We start from the raw sequence: 22,907 nt of genomic DNA on the forward strand, positions 1-22,907 counted from the left end.
TCGGCCCACCGCAGCCGCCGCAACGACGGTGATCCGACCGCGTGGTAGAGCCGGCCGCTGGCCGGCTGCCGCGGCATTCCGGATTGCCGGCCAGCGGCCGGCACTACCCAGCCCGCACCCGCCGCCAGCGAGCGAAACAGAACACCTGCATCACCAGTGGTCGGCCCACCGCAGCCGCCGCAACGACTGTGTTCCGACCGCGTGGTGGAGCCGGCCACTGGCCGGCTGCCCCGGCATTCCGGATTGCCGGCCAGCGGCCGGCACTACCCGGCCTGCTCCCGCCGCCGCCAACGCGCGAAGCAGAACACCTGCATCACCAGCATCGCCAGCAGCCCCAGTGGCCACGCCCACCACAGGCCGGCCAGACCATGCCGCGCCTGCAACCACATCGCCAACGGCAGCTCCAGCAGCAGTACCGCTGCCATGCCCAGCAACGCTGGCAACATCACCGTGCCACTGCCTCGCATCACTCCGACCAACACCGCGCTGCCTCCCATCGCCAGCACGCCCCATACCACCGTGCGCAGCTGCGATGCGGCCAATTCGCGCACCTCTGCGGCCGCCAGAATCAGCCCGGTCAGCCAGGGCGCCAGCGCCATCACCAGCAGCACCACCACGCTCAGCACCGCCAGCCCAAGCAGCACACCGGTGCGAGCGATGGCGGGCAGCCGTGCCGTACGCCCCGCGCCCATCGCATGCGCCGCGAGGATGGTGGCGGTGATCCCCAGCGACATCGCAGGCAGTTGCACCCAGCTCATCAACTGGTTGACCGCACCGTAGGCGGCCGTGGCCGTGTAGCCGTAGCGGTTGATCCAGCCCAGCAACACGATTTCGGCAATGGCCAGGCTGAGCATCTGCAGCGATGACGGTACGCCGATGCGCAGCATCGCGCGGATGAGCACGCCATCGAAACGGATGGCACGCAGCAGCTCACGTCCCGGCGCCAACGGGTGCTCCATCCTCTGCCACCGCCACATAAGCCAGGCCAGGGCCAGCAGCGAGGCAAACGCCGCCGAGACTGCCGCACTGGCCGAACCCAGCTGCGGCAGGCCGGCCCAGCCGAGGATCAGCAGCGGCGTGCACAGCAGGCCGACCACCGTTGCCAGCAGCAGCGCATGCAGCGGTGTCTTCGCATCGCCCACCGCGCGGCTCACCGCAGTGGCCAGCCACAGCAGGAAGAACACCGGTGCCGTCAGCAACAGCACGCGTGCGTAGACAATGGACTCACTGAGGACCGCTGCCGGCGTGCCCAACGCCACCAGCAGTTGTGGCGCGAAGCCGCCGCCCACAGCCATCACCAGCACCGACAGCAGCAGGATCAGCGCCACCGCGCTGCCAGCCACGGCGCGTGCCTGCTGCGGGCGGCCCGCGCCCCAGGCCTGGCCGATCAGCACCATCGCACCGGTCGCCAGGCCCATTACCAGGGCCAACAGCAGGAAGAAGACCGGGAAGAACGCAGCTGCTGCGGCCACTGCCTGTGTGCCAAGCAGATGGCCGAGGTAGATGTTGTCCAGCGTGCCTGCGGCCAGCTGCAGCGCATTGGTCAGCAGCATCGGCAGCAGCAGGGTCAGATAGGTGCGCCACAGCGGGGGTGCTGCCGGAGGTATCGGATGTACAGGGGGGCTCATGGGGTTCTCTGGGCAAGGCGCCGCCCTGCCCGGCGTTTCCGCCAGCAAAGCAAGCACAGGGAAAGCAGGCCGTGGCCCGCGGTCAGGTGGCGCCGTCGCTCAGCAACGGCGCGATGGCTCAGCCGTCGATGTGGTCCGCAGGATCGTCGAAGGCCAAGCGCAGAGCGTGGGCGCGCACATCCGCGGGCCAACTCCGCAACGCCGCTTCCAGGCCCGCGCGGTCATGCGCGAACAGGACGCGGATGGCTTCCTCGAAGCCAGGCAGGTCACCAGCGATGGCCTGCAGGAAGTGATAGGCACGCTCGCTGTCACGACGCTGGCGGTCCTTGTCAGCACCGGCACGGCTGGCCGCCTCCACCAGCCTGCGCAGCACCACTGAGGCACCGCCAGGCTGCTCGGCCAGCCACGCCCAATGGCGCGGCAGCAAGGTCACTTCTCGGGCGACCACACCCAGCTTGGGGCGGCCACGGCCTCGCGGGGCAACAGGCGCGTCTTCAGGAGCGATTCCGGCGTCCGCTTGCACGGCCGATGGGAACGCGGCAGCCACCCGCGAAAGCAGTTCTGCGTCGCTGCCACGCGTATCGAAATCACGGGTGCGACCGGTGGCGTTGTCGAACACCAGCAGCGGACCGGCAGGGTTGTCGGCACGCAGCTGCTTCAGCGCCAGCGCGGCCACTTCCGGCGTACCGGAAGCGACCAGGCGATGGCCGTCGAAACAACTGAAGGGAGGAAGTCGGGACGCAGGCATGGCAACGGCATCAGAGGCGATGCGCGAATATTGCCCGGGTAATTCTCTCCCGTCAATATTGCCCGGGTATTAATTTGCCAGAAGAGCGTGCCGACCAAAGGTTGGCAGCTACCCGATTTCCCGGCTCACAGGCGGCTGAAGGACCAGCTCACCATGCGCCCGTCTTTGTACGGCATCACGCCGTGGAACGGGCGCGGGTCGGCGTCGAACACCAGCGGCAGGAAGTTGCGGTCGCCCTCCCACATCGGCAGGGTGTCCAGCTTGTCCAGGTCCACCCACTCCAGCGTGCCTTCGTGGTTGCCGCCGTGCGGGGTGCCCTCGAATCCATCGATGACGAACACGAAACCCAGCCAATCCTCGCCGTGCTTGCCGAAGCCCGGCCAGCTGATGGTGCCGCGCAGGCGCATGCCGGTGCAGTCGATGCCGGCTTCCTCGGCGATCTCGCGGCGCATGCTGGCCGCCACATCCTCGTCCGCTTCGATCTTGCCGCCCAGGCCGTTGTACTTGCCCAGGTGGTGGTCACCGGGACGGGTATTGCGGTGGATCATCAGCACCTGGCGACGATCAGGCGACAGCACATAGCCCAGGGTGGCGACGATCGGGGTGTACGGCATGGGGCAGCATCCAGCGGCAGGTCAGCCGTGGATTATGGCCGATCAGCGCACCAGCGACAGGCGGCGCTCGGCAGGTGTGCCAGCACCGTCGGGATCGCGGCGCAGGGTGGCCACGCCGTGGCCGCGCTCGGCCAGGTATTCCAGCCACTTGCCGAGGAAGGTGTTCATCCGCATGCGGTGGCTGATCAGCTCCGCCGGCGGCGGATACAGGCCCATCGTGTCCTGCCAGCGGCGGCCTACGTAGCAATGGGTGGTCTCGGCCTGGCGCGCGTCACGGTACAGACGCACATAGGCCGACGGATCCGGCTCACCGGTGACCGGGTCGGCCAGGTCGTAGGTCAGGCGCAGTTCCACCGTGTAGCGGTGGCACTCGATCACGTCCAGGCGGACATCCAGGCCGTCGCCGATCGAGGAAATGTAGCTGCCCGCCACCAGTCCGGCCGGTTCGAACAGACGCACCAGATGGCGGTAGTTTTCCGCGTACAGGCCCATGAGCCAGCTCAGCCGGCTCAGGCGGGGAATGCGTTCGGTGCGGGGCAAGGCTCGGGCCATGGGTCGATCCTACACGTTGGTGCTTCAACGTGGGGGCGCGCACGTGCAAGCCAACCCCTGGGTAGTGCCGGCCGCTGGCCGGCAGCCCCGCATCACGGCCGAGGGTTCATCGACCAGCCGGCCAGCGGCCGGCTCTACCAGACGAGGATCAATACAGCTCGCGCTGCAGCCCCAGCGTAGCCAGCACCTTGCTGGAAATCTCCTCGATCGAGGTATGGGTGGTGCTCAGGGTCGGGATCCGCTCCATCTGGAACATCACCTCGGCCGCAGCCACCTCGCGCTTGCAGGTGTCCAGGTTGGCGTAGCGCGAGTTCGGGCGGCGCTCCTGGCGGATCTGCTGCAGCCTGTCCGGGTCGATGGTCAGGCCGAACAGCTTGCGCCGGTAGTTGCGCAGGCGCGGCGGCAGGCGGTCGCTTTCCAGGTCTTCGTCGGTCAGCGGGTAATTGGCCGCGCGCACCCCGTAATGCAGGGCCAGGTAGATGCAGGTGGGCGTCTTGCCTGCGCGTGACACCGCCACCAGGATCACGTCGGCATCGTCGTAGTTCACCGCGATGCCATCGTCATGGGTCAGGGCGAAGTTCATCGCGTTGATGCGGCGGTGGTAGGTGTCGAAATCGACCATGCCGTGGGCCTGGCCGACCCGGGCCAGGCGCGGACTGGCCAGTTCACGCTCCAGCGGCTCGATGAACGGCGCAAACACATCCAGCATCAGCGCGCCGCTGTCGGCCAGGATCAGGCTCAGGCTCTGGTCCACGCAGGAGTTCACCACGATCGGCCGGACCTGGTACCGCTCCCCTGCCGCCTGGATCCGGGCACAGGCTTCACGCGCTTTTTCGGGGTCGTCGACAAACGACATGCGATCGGTAATGAAGCTGAACCCGGAGAACTGGGTAAGCAGGCTATGCCCAATGGTTTCAGCGGTGATACCGGTTCCATCGGAAACGTAGAACACCGGACGGATGGTCGACATGCGCGCTTTTACCCCCTACGAAGCCTAAAAAGGCCGCCAGCACAAGCTTGTGCCGACGGTACTCTGCCCGGCATCATATCGGCTTCTTCCTACGGACGCGGCCATTCCAGCCCGCCTCGGGCGATGGCCAAACGGAGCATCGCGCTTGAACGAGAACATCCTGTGGTTGCACGAACTGCGTCTGGCCGATCTGGCCCGCGTAGGCGGCAAGAATTCGTCGCTGGGCGAGATGATCGGCAACCTGGCCGGTCTGGGCGTTTCGGTGCCGGGCGGTTATGCCACCACCGCTGAAGCCTTCAAGGACTTCATCGCGCACAACGATCTGTCCAAGCGCATCTTCGACAAGCTGGCCACGCTGGACGTCGAGGACGTCAACGCGCTGACCGCAGCGGGCAAGGAAATCCGCACCTGGGTGATCGATGCCCCGCTGCAGCCGCAGCTGGACCAGGACATCCGCACTGCCTACGCCCAGCTGAGCGCCGACAACGGCGGCGGCGACGTGGCCGTGGCCGTGCGTTCGTCGGCCACCGCCGAGGATCTGCCGGATGCCTCCTTCGCCGGCCAGCAGGAAACCTTCCTCAACGTCACCGGTGCCGACGACGTCGTGCACAAGGTCAAGGAAGTGTTCGCCTCGCTGTACAACGACCGTGCCATCGCCTATCGCGTGCACCACGGCTTCAAGCATGAAGACGTGTTCCTGTCCGCCGGCGTGCAGCTGATGGTGCGTTCGGGCGTCGGTTCCTCTGGCGTGCTGTTCACCCTGGACACCGAGTCCGGCTTCCGCGACGTGGTATTCGTCACCTCGTCCTTCGGCCTGGGCGAAATGGTCGTGCAGGGCGCGGTCAACCCGGACGAGTACTACGTCTACAAGCCCACCCTGCAGGCCGGCAAGCCGGCGATCCTGCGCCGCTCGCTCGGCAGCAAGGCGATCCGCATGGTGTATTCGGATGTGCCGGGTGAGCGCGTCCGGATCGAGGACACCCCGGTCGAACTGCGCAACACCTTCTCGATCAGCGACGAGGACGTGCAGGAACTGTCCAAGCAGGCGCTGGTCATCGAAAAGCACTACGGCCGCCCGATGGACATCGAGTGGGCCAAGGACGGTGTCAGCGGCAAACTGTTCATCGTGCAGGCGCGCCCGGAAACGGTGAAGTCGCGCAGCCATGCCACCCAGATCGAGCGCTTCGCGCTGACTGAAAAGGGCGGGAACGTGCTGGCCGAGGGCCGCGCCGTCGGTGCCAAGATCGGTTCGGGCGTGGCCCGCGTGGTCAAGACGCTGGACGACATGAACCGCGTGCAGCCGGGCGACGTGCTGATCGCCGACATGACCGATCCCGATTGGGAACCGGTGATGAAGCGTGCATCGGCCATCGTCACCAATCGCGGTGGCCGTACCTGCCACGCCGCGATCATCGCGCGCGAGCTGGGCGTGCCGGCCGTGGTCGGTTCGGGCAATGCCACCAAGGTGATCGAAGATGGCCAGCTGGTCACCGTCAGCTGCGCTGAAGGCGATACCGGCTTCATCTACGAAGGCAAGCTCGGCTTCGAGCGCACCACCACCGATCTGGGCAACATGCCGCCGGCACCGCTGAAAATCATGATGAACGTGGCCAACCCGGAACGTGCCTTCGACTTCGGCCAGCTGCCGAACGCCGGCATTGGCCTGGCCCGCCTGGAAATGATCATCGCCAGCCACATCGGCATCCACCCGAACGCGCTGCTGGAATACGACCGCCAGGACGCAGCGACGAAGAAGAAGATCGACGAGAAGATCGCCGGCTATGGTGATCCGGTCAGCTTCTACGTGGATCGCCTGGCCGAAGGCATCGCCACCCTCACCGCCTCGGTCGCACCGAACGCCGTGATCGTGCGCCTGTCGGACTTCAAGTCCAACGAGTACGCCAACCTGATCGGCGGCAGCAACTACGAGCCGCACGAAGAGAACCCGATGATCGGCTTCCGCGGCGCCAGCCGTTACGTCGACCCGAGCTTCTCGGCTGCCTTCGCGCTGGAATGCAAGGCCGTGCTGCGCGTGCGCAACGAAATGGGCCTGGACAACCTGTGGGTCATGATTCCGTTCGTGCGCACCCTGGAAGAAGGCCGCAAGGTCATCGAGGTGCTGGAACAGAACGGCCTGAAGCAGGGCGAGAACGGCCTGAAGATCATCATGATGTGCGAAGTGCCGTCCAACGCACTGCTCGCCGATGAGTTCCTGGAAATCTTCGACGGCTTCTCGATCGGCTCCAACGACCTGACCCAGCTCAGCCTGGGCCTGGACCGCGACTCGTCGATCGTCGCGCACCTGTTCGACGAACGTAACCCGGCAGTGAAGAAGCTGCTGTCGATGGCGATCAAGTCAGCGCGTGCCAAGGGCAAGTACGTTGGCATCTGCGGCCAGGGCCCGTCCGATCATCCGGATCTGGCCGAGTGGCTGATGCAGGAAGGCATCGAGTCAGTGTCGCTGAACCCGGACACCGTGGTCGATACCTGGCTGCGCCTGGCCAAGCTGAAGGCCAACGGCTGATCCGGCTGTAAGGCTGAATAAAGAAACCCCGCCTCGGCGGGGTTTCTGCTTTTGGGGACCAACTGGACCGGTATGTCATTTGCAACTATTCCAGTAGGCGCCCTGAAATGGCCGACGCACACTGGAAGGACTGGAATCACTTGCCGGCAAGGTTCGCCCCATGACCATCCCGTTCGCACTTGGACTGTTCAACTACTCCGGCCCACTGGCAGGAGCGCAGGATTTCCAGAAGTTTCACGAGTTGGCTATATCCATGCTCGAAAAGCGTGGAGTAGAGGTCACCTACTTTGCGTCTGATGGAAAGGGCCACAGTAGCAAGTTGGCGAAGCTGGGCAATGCAGCACATCGAAGACTTCTGGCCAGTAGCTTCAAGGAGCTGACCCTCCTCAGCGTTGTCGCTGTACCCAAAGGAAGTGACGCGCCCGCGTATGATCTGACGGCATCAGTGGATTTCTGCTCCCATCACGAGCTTGGAACGGAATTTGCTCTGTTCTCCAAGGACGCTCGCTTCCCCCTGGAACCGCAGTCCATCCGCGAGCTCCTGGTGGGGCTGATCGCCCTGTATGACTGGGACTTCGGCTACGTCACTCACCCACCCTTCGAGCGCAGCCCGCAGGCCTACATCAGTGGCTACTGTGATGGAACACAGCCGCAGGATGAAGAAGACCGCAACCAGACCTGGTATGACGCGCCGCCGGAGGTGCGCCTGCGCAGGGCCCGCAACGTTTTCCCCCTTAGCCTGCTGAATCCAGTGCAGCTGGGTGTGTCCGTCGCGCCCGGCAAGACACTGGCGGCGATACTGCAAGGTACTCCCGGCTGCACGTTGGACGAACTGGTGCCCGGCCGCCTCTGGCTCAGTACGGTGGAACCGCACTTGGTACAAGGACTCCGCTCGCTGCTCAAGGGTACGGGCGCGTTGATCGAAGGCGGCTGACATCACGTTCATCCTGCGATGCCGATAATCTGCCCGCATGCAACCCCGCCTCTGCGGGGTTTTCAGTTTTTGGCGTTCTTGAGCGCCGCGCCCGTTCGACAAGGAGCCCGCATGATTGCTACTGCCCCACCCGCCCCCGCCGCAACACCCTGGTTCCACTCGCTCGATTGGGAACGCCTGCTGGAGACCTACGGCGTGCCATTGCTGGCCGCGATCGTGGTGCTGCTGGTCGGCATGTGGGTGGCGCGACGCCTGTCCAACGCGATGCCACGCGCCACCGCGCGCATGGGCGTGGACCCGATGCTGGGCAATTTCCTGCGCAACGTGGTGTACGCCGCGTCGCTGGTGATCGTGGTGGTGCTGGCAATCGGCACGCTGGGCGTGCAGATCACCCCGCTGCTGGCCGTGCTTGGCACCGCCGGCCTGGCGGTAGGCCTGGCACTGAAGGATTCGCTGTCCAACATCGCCTCGGGCGTGATGCTGGTGACGCTGCGCCCGTTCCGCGTCGGTGATGTAGTGACGGTGGCCGGACAGACCGGCACGGTGCGCGAAGTGCGCATCTTCCAGACCGTCATCACCGGTGCCGACAATCAGCACACCACCATTCCGAACACGCTGATCACCGCTGCGCCGATCATCAACCTCACCGCCGAGCCGACCCGCCGCGTCGAACTGGTGGTGGGCATCGGCTATGAAGACAACATCCAGCTGGCGCGCGACACCGCGCTGGCGCTGATGAAGGCCGACCCGCGCGTGTTGCAGACGCCCGCACCGGACGTGGTGGTGTACGAACTGGGCGCGCACGCGATCAATCTCGGCATCCGCTGCTACGTGAAGTCGGCCGACTGGTTCGGTACCAAGGTCACGCTGCTGGAACAGCTCAAGCTGGGCTTCGACAAGGCCGGCATCAACATCCCGTATCCGCAGCAGGACATGCACCTGTACCTGCACGGCAAGGATGGCAGCGTGGTCGAGGCCGACGCGCTGGTGCGCGACAAGCCCTGATCCCAAACAGAAATGCCGGCCAGCGGCCGGCACTACCCTGCCCCGCACATCCTGGTAGTGCCGGCCGCTGGCCGGCACCCACCCCATCTCCATACATCGGTAGTGCCGGCCGCTGGCCGGCAGCCTCCGGGATCAGGCGGCGACGCTTTCTTCCAGCGTTGGGTAATCGGTGAAGCCGATCGCGCCTCCGCCGAAGAACGTCGCCCGATCCGGCGGGTTCAGCTCCGCCCCCAGACGCAGGCGCTCGGGCAGGTCCGGGTTGGCGATGAACGGGCGACCGAAGCCGATCAGGTCGGCCCAGCCTTCAGCCAGTGCCTGCTCGGCGCGCTCGGCGGTGTACTTGCCGGCGTAGATCAGGGTGCCTGGGTAGACCATGCGCAGCGCCTGCTTGAACGCCACTGGCATCAGCGGTGCGTCATCCCAGTCGGCCTCGGCGATGTGCAGGTAGCCCACGCCCAGCTCGCCCAGCAGGTGTGCCGCCGCCAGGTAGGTGGCCTGCGGCGTATCGTCCACCGCGCCCTGCAACGTCGTCAGCGGCGCCAGGCGCACGCCAACGCGCTCACCACCGGCTTCTGCAGTCACCGCCTGCACGACCTCGCGCAGGAAACGCAGCCGGTTCTGCAGCGAGCCACCATAGCCGTCGGTGCGCTGGTTGGCCTGCGAATCGATGAACTGGTTGATCAGATAGCCATTTGCACCGTGAAGCTCGACACCATCGAAGCCGGCGGCCAGCGCATTGCGGGTGGCCTGCGCGTAGTCGGCGATGATGCCTGGAATCTCAGCCTCGGCCAGCGCGCGCGGCATCGAGTGCTGGATCATCTCGCCCACGCCCGCTTCCGGGCCGGCGCCGGTGGGGTCGACAAACACCTTCACGCCCTCGGCCAGCAGCGCCGACGACGACACTGGCGCGGCACCACCGGGCTGCAGGGCCACGTGCGAGACCCGACCCACGTGCCACAGCTGGGCGTAGATGCGGCCACCAGCGGCGTGCACGGCGTCGGTCACCTGGCGCCAGCCCTGCACCTGCTCGCCACTGTGGATGCCCGGGGTCCAGGCATAGCCCTGGCCCTGCGGGCTGATCTGGGTACCTTCGCTGACGATCAGGCCCGCGCTGGCCCGCTGCGCGTAGTAGGCGGCCATTTCCGCGGTGGCAACGTTGCCGTCGGCAGCGCGCGAGCGGGTCATCGGCGGCATGACGATTCGGTTGGGCAGGGTCAAGGCGCCCAGGCGGTGGGAGGTGAACAACATGGCGGACATCTCTTGCGGGGGGAGTGCCAGCAAGAATGGGGACCGCCTGCGAAAGGCAACAGGCGTGTTGTGGCAAAACAGTTGTGCCCGGCAGGCAAGGATGGCCTGGCATGAAGGCTCATCCATGCATGGCGTGGATCTACTCCAGGCGGGGTTCCATCCTGATCGTGCCATGCGCTACGCGGTCATAGCAGGTGCGCACCACGTCTTCGCCGTACTTGAGCTCCAGCCGGCGCACGATGAAGTGGCCGCGCGCCATGTCCTGGTAGTAATCGGTGAACATCGTATTGAGCGTCGCACCGGCAGCGGCACCCACGACCGGCACCGCCTGTGCGGCGAATTTCTCGGTAACCACCACGCCGAAGCGCGCCGCCACCTTCTCCACCATCTTCGCCAGCAGCTTGCCAGCCTCCTTCGGTGCTACGCCCAGGGTCAAGTCGCGGCCGGTCACCACGCGTCCGGCCAGCTCGGCCGACAGATGGCGCATCACGTCGGTGGTGAAGCCGCGGGCCAGGTAGTAACCGGTCTCGCTGGCGTCATCGCGCGGCGAGTTGCCACCCAGCGCGAACACCTCCAGGCAGGCCTGGCGTGTGCTGAACTCGGACAGGTCGAAGCCCTCGCTACGGGCCACGTCGGCTACCGCACGCATCATGATGGTGGTCGATACCGGCAGCTCGATGAACAGCGCGGCAAAACCAAAGGCGCCGCCCACCGCACCGGACGTCGCTGCCGCCAGCTTGTGCCAGCGGGTGGATGCCCCCTTGCCGGGCGTGTTGTCCATGCTCCACAGCGCCGCCTGCGCCGACTTGGACAGTGCTGCCTGCACCGCACCGTGGATGCGGCCGGAGACCGAGCTGGGCAGCGCCTTCACCGCGAACTCCAGCGGCGTGCCGACCAGGTTGGCCATGCGCGCGGTCAGGGTCGGCGCTTCCAGCAGGGCCACCGCCCGCTGCAGGTCAGACCAGTCGCGGGCGTCGTGGGCAATGTCGCGGGGAAGCAGGATGGGCTCGTTCATGGCGCTGATCTTAGCGCCGGATAGTTGAACGGTTCGTCGCGGGGATCAGGGCCCTTTCCGCTGGAAAGGGAACCGCCCCCGGCGCCTTGCCGGCCAGCGGCCGGCACTACCAGTTCGCGTGTCACCCGGTAGCGCCGGGCCATGCCCGGCGTCGTTGTTCAGGCAACCGGCAGCCCCGACAGCGCGCCCATGAACTGGCGGTAGTGACGCAGCTCGGCGATGGAGTCATGCACATCGCTCAGCGCGGTGTGGTTGCTGTTCTTGCCGACGCCAGCGGCCACGGTCGGCGCCCAGCGCTTGGCCAGTTCCTTCACCGTGGACACGTCCAGGTTGCGGTAGTGGAAGTACTTCTCCAGGCGCGGCATCTGGCGGTGCAGGAAGCGGCGATCCTGGCAGATCGAGTTGCCGCACATCGGCGACAGGCCGGCCGGAATCCACTGCGCCAGGAAATTCACCGTCTGCGCCTCAGCCTGGGCAAGGGTCACCGTGCTGTCCACCACGCGCTGCCACAGGCCCGAACGGCGGTGCTGGTTGCGGTTCCACTCGTCCATCGCTTCCAGCGTTTCCAGCGGATGGTGGATGGCGAATTCCGGACCTTCGGCCAGCACGTTGAGCTGGGCGTCAGTGACTACGGTGGCGATCTCGATGATCGAATCGTTGTCGGTATCCAACCCGGTCATTTCCAGGTCGATCCAGATCAGTCGTTCGTTGGCCGCGCCGTTGTCCGCCATGTGTCGCCTCGTTGCTGGGCAGGCGCGCGGCCTACCGGTGATGGAAAGAGTCGCCCATCATACCCGTTCGCCCCTCAGCCCTCGCTGGCGTGGTCTTCCAGCAACAGCGGCGGCTTGCCACGCTTGGCGCGAAAGTAGTTGGTCAGGCGCATGCTGGCTTCCTTGGCCAGTACCCCACCGTGGATCTCCACCCGGTGGTTGTGGCGGGAATCGCCAATGAGGTCGAACACGCTGCCGCAGGCACCGGTCTTGGGGTCGCTGGCACCGTAGACCAACCGTGCAACGCGCGCGTGCACGATCGCCATTGCGCACATCGCACACGGCTCCAGGGTCACATACAGCGTGCTGCCGAGCAGGCGATGGTTCGCCAGCAACTCTCCGCCCGCCCGCATGGCCACGATCTCGGCGTGTGCGCTGGGGTCATGCGAGGCGATGTTGAGGTTCCAGCCCTCGCCCAGCAGCTGGCCGTCGGCACCGACCAGCACTGCACCCACCGGGATCTCGTCGAACTCGCGTTGTGCGCGCTCAGCCAGCGCCAGCGCGTGGCGCATCCAGTGTTCGTCGGTGTCGTGCACCGGCACACCCAGGGCGTCGGTCATGGCGGTTCTCGCGTGTCTGCAGGGCCAGGATGGCCGCCGGGGCCGCATTGTACGCCCGCAGCCGTGCAGGCGCCGCTAGCGCGCGTCGAAGCGCTCGCGGGCAGCGTCCAGCGCCGGGAAATTGTGCTCGGCCCAACGGTCCAACGCGGTCAGGGTGTCTACCAGACTGCGCGCAACCTCGGTCAACCGGTACTCCACGTGCAGTGGCTTGCCGCCCAGATCGCAGCGCTCGATCAGACCGTTGCGCTCCAGCTGTCGCAGGGTCTGGGTCAGCACCTTCTGCGAGATGCCTTCGATCTTCCGCAGCAGCGCACCATTGCGTTGCGGGCCCTCGGCCAATGCCGGCAGCAGCAGCATCACCCACTTGCCGGAGATCAGTGCCAGCGCATCGCGCGCCGAGCAGTCGGCGGCATAGACATCACCGGGAAAGGCCATGGTTACCTCAAAGTGCGTAATTGCCGGGGCATGCCGGCACCGCGAGGATGGTCGCACATCCCAATACGCCCCTCCCTCATGCGCGCTCTGATCCTGCTGGCCCACCCCGAACCCCGTTCCTTCAATGCCCACCTGGCCATGCAGGCGGCCGAGCAGCTGCGGCACGACCATCTGCAGGTGGACATGGTCGACCTGTATGCAGAAGGCTTCGATCCGCTGGAAGCGGCCTGGCACCATCCACGGCGCCTGCAGCCCGAGCGCTTCGATGCCCAGCGCGAACAGCGCTACAGCGCCGAACACGACCAGTTGCCCGCCGATGTGCGGCATCACCTGCAGCTGCTGCAGGCCGCGGACCTGGTGATCCTGCAGTTCCCACTGTGGTGGTTTGCGGCGCCGGCCATCCTCAAGGGCTGGCTGGACCGCGTGCTGGTCTACGGGCCGATGTACAACAGCCGGCAACGCCACGAGCGCGGCGTGATGCAGGGCAAGCGTGCGTTGCTGAGCGTCACCACCGGCTCTTCGGCGCGGGCGTGCGCGGTCGATGGCCGCGAAGGCGATACCCGGCTGTTGCTGTGGCCGTTGATGTACAGCCTGCGCTACGTCGGCTTCGAGGTGATGGAGCCGCACATGGTGCACGGCGTGCGCTCAGGGCTTGCAGCGGAACGCGTGCAGGCCCACGACGAAGCATTGGTTGCAGCCACCCTTTCCTACCGCGAGCGACTGTCGCGATGGCGGCAGTGGCCGACCGTGCCCTTCAACAGCAGTGAGGACTTCGAGGATGGCGTGTTGCTGCGCGCGGAAGCGACTGCGTACAGTCCCTTCATCCGCCATCGCAACGCCGGATGAACCCGCACCTGCAGGCACGGCCGAAAAGCTTCATACTTCGCATTCCTGCAAGCACCTTGGTGAACATATGACCACCCTCCGTCTCTCTCGCGCTGACGACGGCGCCGCCCTTGTCGATCTCTGGCGCCGCGCCGTCGACGCCACCCACGACTTCCTCAGCACTGAAGATCGCCTGGCGATCGATGCCGAAGTCGCCGGTTTCCTGCCGCAGGCGCCGATGACCGTTGCTGTCGATGCACAGGATCGGCCGCTGGGCTTCATGCTGATCGACGGCACCCACATGGAAGCACTGTTCATCGATCCGGACGTGCGCGGCACCGGTATCGGTCGGCAGCTGCTGCAGCACGCACTGGCCCTGCACCCGCAGCTGAGCACCGACGTCAACGCACAGAACGCGCAGGCCGTGGGCTTCTACCTGCGCATGGGCTTTGTCGAAACCGGTCGTTCGCCGCTGGATTCGCAGGGCCGCCCGTATCCGCTGATCCACCTTCGGCATAAGGCCTGACATCCGTTGGCAGCAGCTGCGTGTTAGCGTGGCTGCTTTCGATCAAGGAATGCCGTACATGGATGGTGCAAAAGCCCTGTTGACCCTGTTTGCGCTGGGCATCAGCCTGGTCTGGATCCTGGTGCCGTTCGCCATCTTCGCCGTGCGCAACCTGCTGCGTGAGGTACTGATCGAGCAGCGTCGTACCAATGAACTTCTCGAGCATATCGGCGGCTACCGCATTCCGAAACCGCAACCCGAACCGACCGTCTGGCGCGCGCCCTGAGCGGGCGCACGCCCGCCGTGGCTCAGGCTGTCGCCTCGAAGGCCGGTGAGTACTGCACCTCGCCCTGAGCCAGCGGAGGCTGCAGGCAAAGCGCCTGGAAGTACTCCGCCGGCACGCCCGGCAACACCAGGCCCGGCTCGGCACGGAAGCCGAAGCGCCCGTAATAGGCCGGCTCGCCCAGCAATACACAGCCATGCGCACCCTGCTGACGCAGTGCTTCAAGTGCGGCGCGCATCAGGGCCGCACCGATGCCCTGCCCCTGCCACGCGGGCAATACCGAGATCGGGCCCAGACCAAACCAGCCCGTGCTTCCATCGCTGACCGTCACCGGCGACAGGGCAATGTGACCGACCACCTGACCCTGAGTTTCGGCGACCAGCGAAATGCTCAACTCCCCGCGGGTGCGCAGGGCGTCGACGATGAACTGCTCGGTGTGGCTGCTGTGCGGGGCTTCGCGGAAGGCGGCCTCGGTGAGTGCATGGATGGCGGCGTGGTCGGCCGTGGTTTCGGTGCGGATCATGCAGTTCAAGAGAACGCCTTTGATAACGTGATGAATGCGTGAATTATTGATTTACGTCGCAGATTCAACCGCGAACAGGCCCTGCCAGCAAGGCCAACGCGACACCCGAATCCCCTGTGCTGCAGTCGATTCGCCGGAATACACCGCATCGGGCGCGTCAAAAAGCCGTCGCGGCGGTGGCGCTGCGTTCCTGACACGCTCCATAATCGAGAAACCTGTCACCCAGGAAGGATATATGGACATGGACGCACGATGCAGGATCAGGCCATGGGAGTAGCGCTCCCTGAAAGGAAAAGGCAGCCGCTGCTGGCGTTGCTCGCCCTTATCCCACTGGCCGCATGCTCGCCCTATGCTGATGCCGAGCGCGACGTCGCCGCTGGTGGGCGCGGCCTGGCCAAACTCAACCCATCACCGGAGCAAGGCTACGAGCTGGTGCTGACACTGAAGGATGCCCCCGGTCCCTTCGCGGTGGTCGAGGGCGTTGCCCAGTACGACGCACGCAACTACGCAGCATGTGGGCGGATCGTACCTGCAACGGGCACTGCGGGCCGCATCACCAGTCAGGAACCTATCGCACTGCGCCAGGTGGGCGAGAACGAATACCGCGGCACGTTCTACCTCGACCGAATGCAGGACGAGGATTACTACGGGCGTGGTGTCTGCCATTGGGCGCTGACGGGAGTCGGTGCGATGTTGCGCGCTACGACCGGCGAGGCGGATACGCGATTCCTGACGTTCATCGACAAGGAGCGCATGGAGAACGAGTCTCCTCTGACGCTCTACTACCCAAAGTTGATCTATCCACTCGCCGCCACCGTCGCCAACTATGGCGCCAGTGGCGAGGAGAATCCATCAGAGTACAGCGAAGATCTGCGCGACGCGCTGTTCTCGACCACCACCACTGTGCAGAAACTCGCGCCATGAGCTGCCAGTTCAACCATTCCTACCCCCAAGGAGGCCGACATTGCGCCACAAGATGATCCCGTGCCTTGCTCTGCTTCTATTGACCGCCTGCAATCCGGAGACCGCCATGAACCAGGAACGTGCCGCTGCTGAAGCCGATGTCGCCCAGGGTGGGCGTGGCCTCGCCAAGCTCAACCCCAGCCCGCGCAAGGCCTATGAACTGGTGCTGCGCCTGAAGGATGCCCCCGGTGATTTCGCGCTGGTTGAAGGTGTCGCGCAGTACGACGTGACCAACGAAGACCAGTGCGGGCACATCGAACCGGCCACCGGTACCGCCGCACGCATCACCAGCCAGGAGCCGGTGGAGCTGCGCAAGGTCGCCGACGGCGAATACCGCGGCACCGTGTACCTCGACCGGATGCTGGATGAGGACTACTACGGTCGTGGCGTCTGCAAGTGGGAATTCAGCGGCGCCGGCGCGATGCTGAAAGCCACCGGCGCCGAGGGTGAAACGCGCTTCCTGTCGTTCATTGAGGCAGCGCCGTTCGTCAAAGGCGAGACCGAAACTCGCCACTATCCTCGCGCAGACTATCCGCGTGTGAACGAGATTCCTGATTACGGCGCAAGCGGCCAGAAAGATCCCACCAAGTTCCGGCCTGAACTGCAGAATGCGCTGTTCTCCGCTTCGCTTGAAGCCAGTGAGGTGCGCCAATGAGCCTCAACAGCCAGGACTATGCTGCACTATCCGAAGATGCATACAAGGATTATGCGGTCGGTCGTCGTGCACCTGGTCAAGAAGAGATCGTCCCGATCAACGGCCACAAGTACAAGATTCTTGAGCATGTTGATAATCGACTGAACGGCTATCAGGGAACGATCTACCAGCGAGTCGACACCAATGAAATTGTCGTCGCACATCGCGGCACCGAACAGATCGCACGCGATGCAATTCTGACCGATGGTGGCATGGTCGTCGCCCGCACCAACGTGCAGGCTCCGGACGCCATCGCGCTGACTCAACGCGCCCTCGCCTACGCCAAGAAGGAAGGGCAGGATCTCGGACAACGTCCGCCCGAAGTTACCGTCACAGGCCACTCCCTCGGCGGCGCCCTGGCCCAGATCACCTCGCACCACTTCAACGTCAAGGGCGAGACCTTCAACGCCTACGGCGCGGTCAGCCTCAGCTACCGCATTCCGGAAGGCGGCAACACCATGATCAACCACGTCATGGCCTCCGATCCGGTCAGCGCTGCCTCGCCGCACTTCGGCCAGGTCCGCATCTACGCCAAGCCCGACGAGATCAAGACGCTGGCAGCGAACGGCTTCAGCAATCACGCCCTGCGTGATCTGATTCCAGACCGTCCGATCATCGCGGCCACCAGCTCATTCGGCGCGCACAAACTGGGCAACTTCCTCAACGAAGGCTCGGTGCTGAAGCACCCGGAAACGCAGAAACTGGCGAAAGACAACGCCAAGATGATCGAGGAGTACCGCGACGACGTCGAATCACTGCGCCGCGGTGTTACCCGTGCAGCACGCGGCATCCCGGGCGGCGCCATCGATCTGTACGACCACCTCCGTGGCCCGCTGCAACCCGGTGAGCCGGCCCGTCGCGAGGCGGAGAAGAACGGCCATCACACCAGCATGCTGCGCATGGACGATGCCAATCACCTGGGCAACCCGCTGTTCAACGACGCGATCCGTGGCGTGCATGCGCAGGACGTTCGCGTCGGCCGCGTGCCGGACGTGATGAGTACGCAGTTGGCCGGTAGCCTGGCGGCGGAGATGCACGCTGCAGGCGGCAAGCGCATCGACGAGGTGGTGATGAATGCCGACGCCTCGCGCAGCTTCGCGGTGCAGGGCCTGGGCGGCGACCCGGCGCATCTGCGCGTGTCGGTGGACACGGCCGTGGCGATGAACACCCCGCTGGAGCAGAGCAGCCAGCGGATTGATCAGCAAGCTGCGGGACAGCGCCTGGCACAGGACCGCGATCAACAACTGGAACAACAGCAGAACCAGACCCGCAGCATGCAGGCCTGATGAACAGCGCGGGAACCGGTCAATCCGGCTCCCGCGTCACTTCGGCCCTCTGCCTCAGGGGCTGGAGGCCGCGACCGGCGCGGACGCACTGGCGGTCACGAACAGATCCGGCCCGGAATCCGGGAAGCCACCACAGGCGCGATCACCCGGCGCTACCGGATCACAGGGCCACTGCGCCCGCGCGACCTTTTCGCGCAGCTCGAAGCGATCCCCAGTCCAGACCACGAAGGCCAGGTGCTCGCGGTTCCAGTCACTGTAGGCACGCGGACCGACCTGATGCGCCGTCTCCGGGTACTGCACGAACCAGCGCATGGCCGGGCCATACTGCAACTTGCTGTGGTCCAGGCTGATCCGGCCCTCGCGCGACAGCTGCCGTGCACGATCGGCCTCCGTCACCTGGGGCATGGCCGGCATGGCGTCGGCGGTCACATCCCTCGGCGCGGCATCCCCGCGAACCTGGTACACACGCTGGGCCACATAGGCCTCGCGGCAGTCACCCGCTGGCACACGTACCGGCTCCGCGCCGTACTCATCGCGGTTGGCGACCCGGTCGCTGCAGGTGAACGGTGCCGACACCAGGTAGAACGTGCTGTCGGCGTCGCGTCCTTCCAGCGAGCGCACCCAGATGTCGCCCATCCGCGCGATGAAGTCCGGGCGCTGGCCGTAGCCCGGCACCGCCTTGAACCAAACCTTCTGTTGCACCTCACGCTCGCGCCAGCTGCGCGGCAGGTGGATGTCCTGCTGGGGCAGCGCGACCAGCAGCGCGGCCAGATGCGCCGGCATCGTGCCCTGGCAGGCGCCGATCAGCAGCTCGCCCTGGGCCGCCAGCCGCCCAGCAAGATCCACCGGGCAGCGGGCACCAAGCGCACGCTCGGTCGCCTGCTCGGGCGGCAACGGCACGATGGCCAATGCGGGCGGTGCGGGCGCTACCGCCGGAGCGGCTGGCTCGGCGGCGGCTGGCTGTGCAGCTACTGGGGCCGTCCCTACAGCCGTCGCGGGCGGGGGCGTCGGGTTTGCAACGGGCTCCGGTTGTGCGTCCACCACGGGTGTTGCAGGGGCTGGCGCGGCAGCGGGTACATCGGAAGCCGGCGCCGCGACAACGGCATCGGTCGCCGCGGGCGCTGCAACAGACGCCGTCCCTGCAGGCACGTCAACGGTCGGCTCGGCAGCCGGGGGCGCCTCCACGACGGGCGCCGCTGTCTCCTGAGCTTGAGCCTGTGCCGACGCTGCGGCAAGTCCAAGTGACAGCAGCCAGAGCGGCGGCAGGCGGCGCGCGGATGCATCGCAGCGGGCAGCGGCGTGCCGGGCATTCGAGGGAACGATTCGCATGTGGTGTCCTTCCGAGTGGGTTTCCATGTCGGCGCCACAGGGCGCCACGCGTCGTACGTAAAGCGCCGGCGGGTCCCCTGCCCGCCGGCATCAGGTGTTACAGGGATCGAGAACGCTGCTCCTGCTCGCGGGCGAGCGCGGCCGCCGGGTCCTGCTGGGCGACACTGGCAGCCAACTGCTGGCTGCTCTGCGCCAGCGGCTGCTGGGCGGCCTGCTCCCGGTCAACGGACGCACGCAGCATCGCCGGATCTCCCAGCGTGCCCTGCACCGCAAACAGCGTGCGCCCGTCGTTGCCCGCCAGCAGATGATCGATACGCGACAGGCCGGCCTTCTGCGCGCTCAACGCCAGCGCGCCGGCGGCGTTGTCCAGTTCCTGTTCACTGCGCAGTCCGCTCTGCACCCCCATCTGCTGCAGGTGCTGGCGTGCCCCCTGGAACAGGGCGTGTCCCGGCTCGCCCGGCTGCGACATGTCGCGCAGGGTGGCCTGCTGCGCCGGCGCCCCTACTTCGCCCCGCTCCAGCCGCGCCATCACATCAGGCGTCAGCTTCTGCTGCCACGCATCGAATCGCTGCTGGCGGGCCTCGATGCCGTTAAGGCCACCATTGATCGCGCGCGTCGCTTCGCGCACATCCTCGCGCGCCGCCTCCGGCACGCGCGTTTGCCACTGCCACACCGCAATACGGCCCGCATGCTCAGGCTGCGCGGCCAGTTCCGGTTGATTCACCAGATCCAGATCCAGCGCCTTGCCGGCACGCTCGTAATTCTCTTTGCCGACCAGCGGCAGATAGCCGCGACCGTGATACTTCAATGCTTCGCCGGGCGCATCATTGCCCATGCGCCCGCCGTACATCAGCTCGGCCAGATTCTCCGGACGGCCGCGCAACGCGTCCTGGCGGGCGTCCTCAAGCGCGCCATTGCCATTGCGCCACGCCGCTTCCACCGGGATCTGCGAGATACCCCGGGTGAAGTTGAAACTTTCATTGAGCCGGCTCAGGCCACGGGACTCGTGCCCGGCCTGCGCCATGAAGTTGGCCAGTTCCCGGGACGAGGTGATGCCGGCCTCCGTGGCCTGCCGCAGCAACTGCGACTCTCTATCCTGCGACACGGTGAAACTCCTGCTCGATCATCGTTGGGTACTCCCGCCTCCTCACAGGCATGGCACTCAGGGCAAGCTCACGTCGGCGACAACGGACGGATCGAAATCCTCGAACCGCACCCGACCAAGTTCGGCCGCCGAGAAATCGCGTGTATGACTGGCCTCGGTCTCGGTGTCGACCACCCTGCGCTGCACGCCATGCACCCAACAGGCCTCGTCGGCCGGAACGTAGCGGAACGTGTAGATGCTGCTCCAGCGCTCACGGCTCCCGCCGTTGGTGATCACACTGAACGCGCCATCCTCGATGGTCACGTACGCGAAGGGGTCGCCGGCAATGCCCCCACGGGTGGAGCACGGCACCAGCTTGTCGTTGCGCGCGGCCAACTGCCATCGGCCCGCGGCGTCACCCAGCAGCAGCAACAACACCCGGTTAGGACCGTGCTCGCCGGGCACCAAGCCGTCGGGTGCCGGTTGATCGATCACCAGCAACTGGTCGTCGATCCCGTTGCCGGTGAGATCGCCGCGTACCGCCTCCAGCAGGTTCGCGCCGGACGGAACGAACGCCAAGGCATTGTCCATGTGTACGCCACTCCCCTTCTGCATCCCCTGCAACTCCTTCAATCCCGTCCTGCCAGTATCCGAGCGGAGGCCGGAACCGGCGCCATGCACCACGCGCGCCCAGCGTCCGCCATGCCGGATGATAGCCCTGAGCCCACGGCGACCGCGACGGTGGCAAGCGTCATCCGCAACGCGGGTGATCAGAGTCCTCATGGACGGAAAAGCTCCTGCGTTCGATGGCACCGATGCGTCGGGATTTTGACGCGCACGCAGCTTACTTCGAGGAGGCGGGGCTCGTCGAAGGGGGCTTGGGATGAAAAGCGCACTTGATCACAGAAAAAGCGCGGTTAACGTGAATGGTGGCTTATCCGACAAACAGATCCGCGTTGGATGGCGCCGGGGATGCATCGCCTCCCGCAGCCCCGCCGGCCTGAGGTTGCGCGGAAAGCGTGCGCTGCTTATCGCGCCCGAACATGCCCATGCTGGTGGCAACGGCCACAATCAACGCTGCGCGCGCCATGTTGGTTACCAGGACCATCATCGAGTCGCGGCTGCGGCCGGTGATTATCCGGTAGTCTTGCGGCCCTTTTCCACAGCGCAGCAAACGGGCATCCCCCCCCCTAAGAAAGATGCGCCTTTCGCATCGCATTCTGGATGCCGTCGTTCTCGATCAAACTTCTCGGCGTGCAGCTTCTTCAGCCGCAGGCTCTCACCCCAGACTCTCGAGTCGCTTGGTGCCAAGTGCTTTCATGCCACCAAATTTCCTCACCGCAGGTCGGAACGACGCCTTTTCACGTCCAATCCCCTTGCCATTGAGGATTGGTCTCCAAGCCGCCTCGCACTCAATCCCGGGGCGATGCGAGATCCAGCATCTGATCCGCTGTCACTCATCCTTCCGCCACCACGCACCCGAGTTACGGAAGCCGATTCGCCTCTACACCAAACGCCCGAGCCAGCGCGCAACTACCGGGCACCTCACCATTTCGACCTGCCTGACATTCAATCTTCCGGATTCTTTCCATAAAGGACTGTGCCAGGACGCCAGTCGGACGACCACAGACTCGCTATTGGATTTTTAGAATTCCTCGAAGATCGGCTCAGAGCAAGCGGAGTAGACGGCAGCACAATCGCTCCCTCCTTTCGAGGCACAGAGGCGGGAGGCAAACTCCGTGGCACTCTCGATCGTTGCACCTGTACCAAACTGCGTGGTTCCACCTGTGCCCGAGCTGGCGACAACGGCGGCCACGCATTGATTCTTATATGTAATTGTAACCTTACATCCCACTCCGCCGGATTCAGCACACTTCCTCTGCGCCTCTTCAACGGCCTCCGTCTTCCGTACCCGCCCTGTTGAGGAGCCAGAGGCGCCCGACGGCGCCAATGATATTGCGCCCCAAGTCTTGATCCATTTACCCGTCGCTCTGGGCCCACTGGTAGCTGCACCTTCGCCTCCAGGAATCGGGGCGCAACCACCGACTCCCTTCCCTCCGATCGGGTACTGCCCAGGAGGACATCGCCCCTCAGCCCGAGCCTCAAGGGCCGATGTGGCGAACATGAACACCAACGGCGCTAGCAAATGGATCATTCTCATCAGGCAACTCTCCTTACACAGACAACGCGCATCTCCGCGGGCTAAATAGGTGCCTTGGCAAATCGGCCTGTATCCGACGGCCTATCGGCAACATGTGGAGATCCAGTTGATCTACCCATCTGCCCCACGCCGCTTGCTCCATGCCCGGTGCTCCCCTTCTCTGGAGCCGGAGGCGTGTAGTAACTACCCGGCGGCTGCCCGCTCGGGCCCGGCGCCTGCGCAACCGGGCTGCCACCTATCTGCGAATATGC

24 protein-coding genes and 1 pseudogene are annotated in these 22,907 nt (G+C 65.6%); 9 read left to right on the forward strand and 16 right to left on the reverse strand.

Going from position 1 to position 22,907, the window contains the following annotated elements:
- Positions 1–263: 263 nt before the first annotated feature.
- The 5 genes from ACZLHH_RS13990 to ppsR all read right to left on the reverse strand — a co-directional run bounded on the left by ACZLHH_RS13990 (position 264) and on the right by ppsR (position 4,512).
- A complete protein-coding gene (locus tag ACZLHH_RS13990; RefSeq protein ID WP_180845428.1) occupies positions 264–1,628 on the reverse strand; it encodes an MATE family efflux transporter in 1,365 nt (454 codons plus the stop codon).
- A gap of 118 nt (positions 1,629–1,746) precedes the next feature.
- The gene (locus ACZLHH_RS13995) at positions 1,747–2,376 is read right to left on the reverse strand and encodes a DUF2239 family protein (protein WP_107431633.1); all 630 of its coding nucleotides are present in this window, start codon (positions 2,374–2,376) and stop codon (positions 1,747–1,749) included.
- Positions 2,377–2,501: 125 nt separating this feature from the next.
- A complete protein-coding gene (locus ACZLHH_RS14000; RefSeq protein WP_049462146.1) occupies positions 2,502–2,990 on the reverse strand; it encodes an NUDIX hydrolase in 489 nt (162 codons plus the stop codon).
- Positions 2,991–3,032: 42 nt separating this feature from the next.
- Positions 3,033–3,542 (reverse strand): DUF1249 domain-containing protein, encoded by a 510-nt coding sequence (locus ACZLHH_RS14005; protein WP_049398213.1) that lies wholly within the window; start codon positions 3,540–3,542, stop codon positions 3,033–3,035.
- A gap of 148 nt (positions 3,543–3,690) precedes the next feature.
- A complete protein-coding gene (gene ppsR, locus ACZLHH_RS14010; RefSeq protein ID WP_006452040.1) occupies positions 3,691–4,512 on the reverse strand; it encodes a posphoenolpyruvate synthetase regulatory kinase/phosphorylase PpsR in 822 nt (273 codons plus the stop codon).
- 145 nt (positions 4,513–4,657) lie between these two features.
- Here ppsR and ppsA point away from each other — a divergent pair, with 145 nt between their 5' ends.
- The 3 genes from ppsA (at position 4,658) to ACZLHH_RS14025 (ending at position 8,975) form a co-directional block, all read left to right on the forward strand.
- The gene (gene ppsA / locus ACZLHH_RS14015; protein WP_014037623.1) at positions 4,658–7,036 is read left to right on the forward strand and encodes a phosphoenolpyruvate synthase; all 2,379 of its coding nucleotides are present in this window, start codon (positions 4,658–4,660) and stop codon (positions 7,034–7,036) included.
- A 160-nt stretch (positions 7,037–7,196) separates the two neighbouring features.
- Positions 7,197–7,970, forward strand: coding sequence for a hypothetical protein (locus ACZLHH_RS14020; RefSeq protein WP_180845429.1), 774 nt, complete (start codon positions 7,197–7,199; stop codon positions 7,968–7,970).
- 111 nt (positions 7,971–8,081) lie between these two features.
- Complete coding sequence (locus ACZLHH_RS14025; RefSeq protein WP_180845430.1) at positions 8,082–8,975, forward strand: mechanosensitive ion channel family protein; 894 nt, start codon at positions 8,082–8,084, stop codon at positions 8,973–8,975.
- A 132-nt stretch (positions 8,976–9,107) separates the two neighbouring features.
- Here the strand turns inward: ACZLHH_RS14025 and ACZLHH_RS14030 are convergent, their stop codons facing one another.
- The 5 genes from ACZLHH_RS14030 to ACZLHH_RS14050 all read right to left on the reverse strand — a co-directional run bounded on the left by ACZLHH_RS14030 (position 9,108) and on the right by ACZLHH_RS14050 (position 13,003).
- Complete coding sequence (locus tag ACZLHH_RS14030) at positions 9,108–10,223, reverse strand: alkene reductase (protein ID WP_180845075.1); 1,116 nt, start codon at positions 10,221–10,223, stop codon at positions 9,108–9,110.
- Between the two features lie 139 nt (positions 10,224–10,362).
- Entirely contained in the window at positions 10,363–11,238 is an 876-nt protein-coding gene (locus ACZLHH_RS14035; RefSeq protein ID WP_180845076.1) for an EcsC family protein, read from the reverse strand.
- Between the two features lie 158 nt (positions 11,239–11,396).
- Positions 11,397–11,969 (reverse strand): oligoribonuclease, encoded by a 573-nt coding sequence (gene orn / locus ACZLHH_RS14040; protein WP_107431636.1) that lies wholly within the window; start codon positions 11,967–11,969, stop codon positions 11,397–11,399.
- A 74-nt stretch (positions 11,970–12,043) separates the two neighbouring features.
- Positions 12,044–12,568: a tRNA adenosine(34) deaminase TadA gene (gene tadA, locus ACZLHH_RS14045; RefSeq protein WP_180845078.1), complete on the reverse strand. Its 525-nt coding sequence runs from the start codon at positions 12,566–12,568 to the stop codon at positions 12,044–12,046.
- Positions 12,569–12,643: 75 nt separating this feature from the next.
- Entirely contained in the window at positions 12,644–13,003 is a 360-nt protein-coding gene (locus ACZLHH_RS14050) for a winged helix-turn-helix transcriptional regulator (RefSeq protein WP_032129513.1), read from the reverse strand.
- Positions 13,004–13,081: 78 nt separating this feature from the next.
- Between ACZLHH_RS14050 and ACZLHH_RS14055 the strand changes: the two genes are divergently transcribed.
- The 3 genes from ACZLHH_RS14055 to ACZLHH_RS14065 all read left to right on the forward strand — a co-directional run bounded on the left by ACZLHH_RS14055 (position 13,082) and on the right by ACZLHH_RS14065 (position 14,619).
- Positions 13,082–13,849, forward strand: coding sequence for an NAD(P)H-dependent oxidoreductase (locus ACZLHH_RS14055; RefSeq protein WP_107431638.1), 768 nt, complete (start codon positions 13,082–13,084; stop codon positions 13,847–13,849).
- Positions 13,850–13,916: 67 nt separating this feature from the next.
- On the forward strand, positions 13,917–14,354 hold the full coding sequence (locus tag ACZLHH_RS14060) for an acetyltransferase (RefSeq protein WP_071227607.1): 438 nt from the start codon (positions 13,917–13,919) through the stop codon (positions 14,352–14,354).
- Between the two features lie 58 nt (positions 14,355–14,412).
- Positions 14,413–14,619 (forward strand): hypothetical protein, encoded by a 207-nt coding sequence (locus tag ACZLHH_RS14065; RefSeq protein WP_071227606.1) that lies wholly within the window; start codon positions 14,413–14,415, stop codon positions 14,617–14,619.
- A 22-nt stretch (positions 14,620–14,641) separates the two neighbouring features.
- On the opposite strand, the gene ACZLHH_RS14070 is transcribed toward ACZLHH_RS14065, so the two are convergent.
- Complete coding sequence (locus tag ACZLHH_RS14070; RefSeq protein ID WP_049462139.1) at positions 14,642–15,148, reverse strand: GNAT family N-acetyltransferase; 507 nt, start codon at positions 15,146–15,148, stop codon at positions 14,642–14,644.
- Between the two features lie 243 nt (positions 15,149–15,391).
- Between ACZLHH_RS14070 and ACZLHH_RS14075 the strand changes: the two genes are divergently transcribed.
- Genes ACZLHH_RS14075 through ACZLHH_RS14085 form a run of 3 tightly spaced genes read left to right on the forward strand, consistent with a single transcriptional unit; the run spans position 15,392 to position 18,082 of the window.
- A complete protein-coding gene (locus ACZLHH_RS14075; RefSeq protein ID WP_440977542.1) occupies positions 15,392–16,063 on the forward strand; it encodes a hypothetical protein in 672 nt (223 codons plus the stop codon).
- 40 nt (positions 16,064–16,103) lie between these two features.
- Positions 16,104–16,757 carry a hypothetical protein gene (locus ACZLHH_RS14080; RefSeq protein ID WP_180845080.1) on the forward strand — a complete coding sequence of 218 codons (654 nt, stop codon included), beginning with the start codon at positions 16,104–16,106 and terminating at the stop codon, positions 16,755–16,757.
- Positions 16,754–18,082, forward strand: a complete 1,329-nt coding sequence (locus ACZLHH_RS14085; RefSeq protein WP_180845081.1) for an XVIPCD domain-containing protein — start codon at positions 16,754–16,756, stop codon at positions 18,080–18,082. The genes ACZLHH_RS14080 and ACZLHH_RS14085 overlap by 4 nt, the downstream gene beginning before the upstream one ends.
- A 54-nt stretch (positions 18,083–18,136) precedes the next feature.
- On the opposite strand, the gene ACZLHH_RS14090 is transcribed toward ACZLHH_RS14085, so the two are convergent.
- The 5 genes and pseudogenes from ACZLHH_RS14090 to ACZLHH_RS14110 form a co-directional block, all read right to left on the reverse strand.
- Positions 18,137–19,411 (reverse strand): hypothetical protein, encoded by a 1,275-nt coding sequence (locus tag ACZLHH_RS14090; RefSeq protein WP_429000443.1) that lies wholly within the window; start codon positions 19,409–19,411, stop codon positions 18,137–18,139.
- A 97-nt stretch (positions 19,412–19,508) separates the two neighbouring features.
- Positions 19,509–20,516 carry an XVIPCD domain-containing protein gene (locus tag ACZLHH_RS14095; RefSeq protein ID WP_180845083.1) on the reverse strand — a complete coding sequence of 336 codons (1,008 nt, stop codon included), beginning with the start codon at positions 20,514–20,516 and terminating at the stop codon, positions 19,509–19,511.
- Positions 20,517–20,573: 57 nt separating this feature from the next.
- Positions 20,574–21,110 carry a hypothetical protein gene (locus tag ACZLHH_RS14100; RefSeq protein ID WP_032129521.1) on the reverse strand — a complete coding sequence of 179 codons (537 nt, stop codon included), beginning with the start codon at positions 21,108–21,110 and terminating at the stop codon, positions 20,574–20,576.
- Positions 21,111–21,507: 397 nt separating this feature from the next.
- A pseudogene (locus tag ACZLHH_RS14105) lies at positions 21,508–21,645 on the reverse strand (TrbL/VirB6 family protein); the annotation flags it as partial.
- A 495-nt stretch (positions 21,646–22,140) separates the two neighbouring features.
- The gene (locus ACZLHH_RS14110) at positions 22,141–22,656 is read right to left on the reverse strand and encodes a DUF4189 domain-containing protein (RefSeq protein ID WP_164080294.1); all 516 of its coding nucleotides are present in this window, start codon (positions 22,654–22,656) and stop codon (positions 22,141–22,143) included.
- Positions 22,657–22,907: the final 251 nt, after the last annotated feature.

The organism is Stenotrophomonas sp. 28608_Sma (assembly GCF_056486185.1).

Coding starts and splice junctions, on each gene's coding strand:
- ACZLHH_RS14110 (WP_164080294.1), bottom strand. CDS start 22,656: ATGAGAATGATCCATTTGCTAGCGCCGTTGGTGTTCATGTTCGCCACA.
- ACZLHH_RS14050 (WP_032129513.1), bottom strand. CDS start 13,003: ATGGCCTTTCCCGGTGATGTCTATGCCGCCGACTGCTCGGCGCGCGAT.
- ACZLHH_RS14090 (WP_429000443.1), bottom strand. CDS start 19,411: ATGCGAATCGTTCCCTCGAATGCCCGGCACGCCGCTGCCCGCTGCGAT.
- ACZLHH_RS14035 (WP_180845076.1), bottom strand. CDS start 11,238: ATGAACGAGCCCATCCTGCTTCCCCGCGACATTGCCCACGACGCCCGC.
- ACZLHH_RS14020 (WP_180845429.1), top strand. CDS start 7,197: ATGACCATCCCGTTCGCACTTGGACTGTTCAACTACTCCGGCCCACTG.
- ACZLHH_RS14055 (WP_107431638.1), top strand. CDS start 13,082: ATGCGCGCTCTGATCCTGCTGGCCCACCCCGAACCCCGTTCCTTCAAT.
- ACZLHH_RS14100 (WP_032129521.1), bottom strand. CDS start 21,110: ATGCAGAAGGGGAGTGGCGTACACATGGACAATGCCTTGGCGTTCGTT.
- orn (WP_107431636.1), bottom strand. CDS start 11,969: ATGGCGGACAACGGCGCGGCCAACGAACGACTGATCTGGATCGACCTG.
- ACZLHH_RS13990 (WP_180845428.1), bottom strand. CDS start 1,628: ATGAGCCCCCCTGTACATCCGATACCTCCGGCAGCACCCCCGCTGTGG.
- ACZLHH_RS14030 (WP_180845075.1), bottom strand. CDS start 10,223: ATGTTGTTCACCTCCCACCGCCTGGGCGCCTTGACCCTGCCCAACCGA.
- ACZLHH_RS14075 (WP_440977542.1), top strand. CDS start 15,392: ATGCAGGATCAGGCCATGGGAGTAGCGCTCCCTGAAAGGAAAAGGCAG.
- ACZLHH_RS14000 (WP_049462146.1), bottom strand. CDS start 2,990: ATGCCGTACACCCCGATCGTCGCCACCCTGGGCTATGTGCTGTCGCCT.
- tadA (WP_180845078.1), bottom strand. CDS start 12,568: ATGACCGACGCCCTGGGTGTGCCGGTGCACGACACCGACGAACACTGG.
- ACZLHH_RS13995 (WP_107431633.1), bottom strand. CDS start 2,376: ATGCCTGCGTCCCGACTTCCTCCCTTCAGTTGTTTCGACGGCCATCGC.
- ACZLHH_RS14085 (WP_180845081.1), top strand. CDS start 16,754: ATGAGCCTCAACAGCCAGGACTATGCTGCACTATCCGAAGATGCATAC.
- ACZLHH_RS14025 (WP_180845430.1), top strand. CDS start 8,082: ATGATTGCTACTGCCCCACCCGCCCCCGCCGCAACACCCTGGTTCCAC.
- ACZLHH_RS14060 (WP_071227607.1), top strand. CDS start 13,917: ATGACCACCCTCCGTCTCTCTCGCGCTGACGACGGCGCCGCCCTTGTC.
- ppsR (WP_006452040.1), bottom strand. CDS start 4,512: ATGTCGACCATCCGTCCGGTGTTCTACGTTTCCGATGGAACCGGTATC.
- ACZLHH_RS14065 (WP_071227606.1), top strand. CDS start 14,413: ATGGATGGTGCAAAAGCCCTGTTGACCCTGTTTGCGCTGGGCATCAGC.
- ACZLHH_RS14005 (WP_049398213.1), bottom strand. CDS start 3,542: ATGGCCCGAGCCTTGCCCCGCACCGAACGCATTCCCCGCCTGAGCCGG.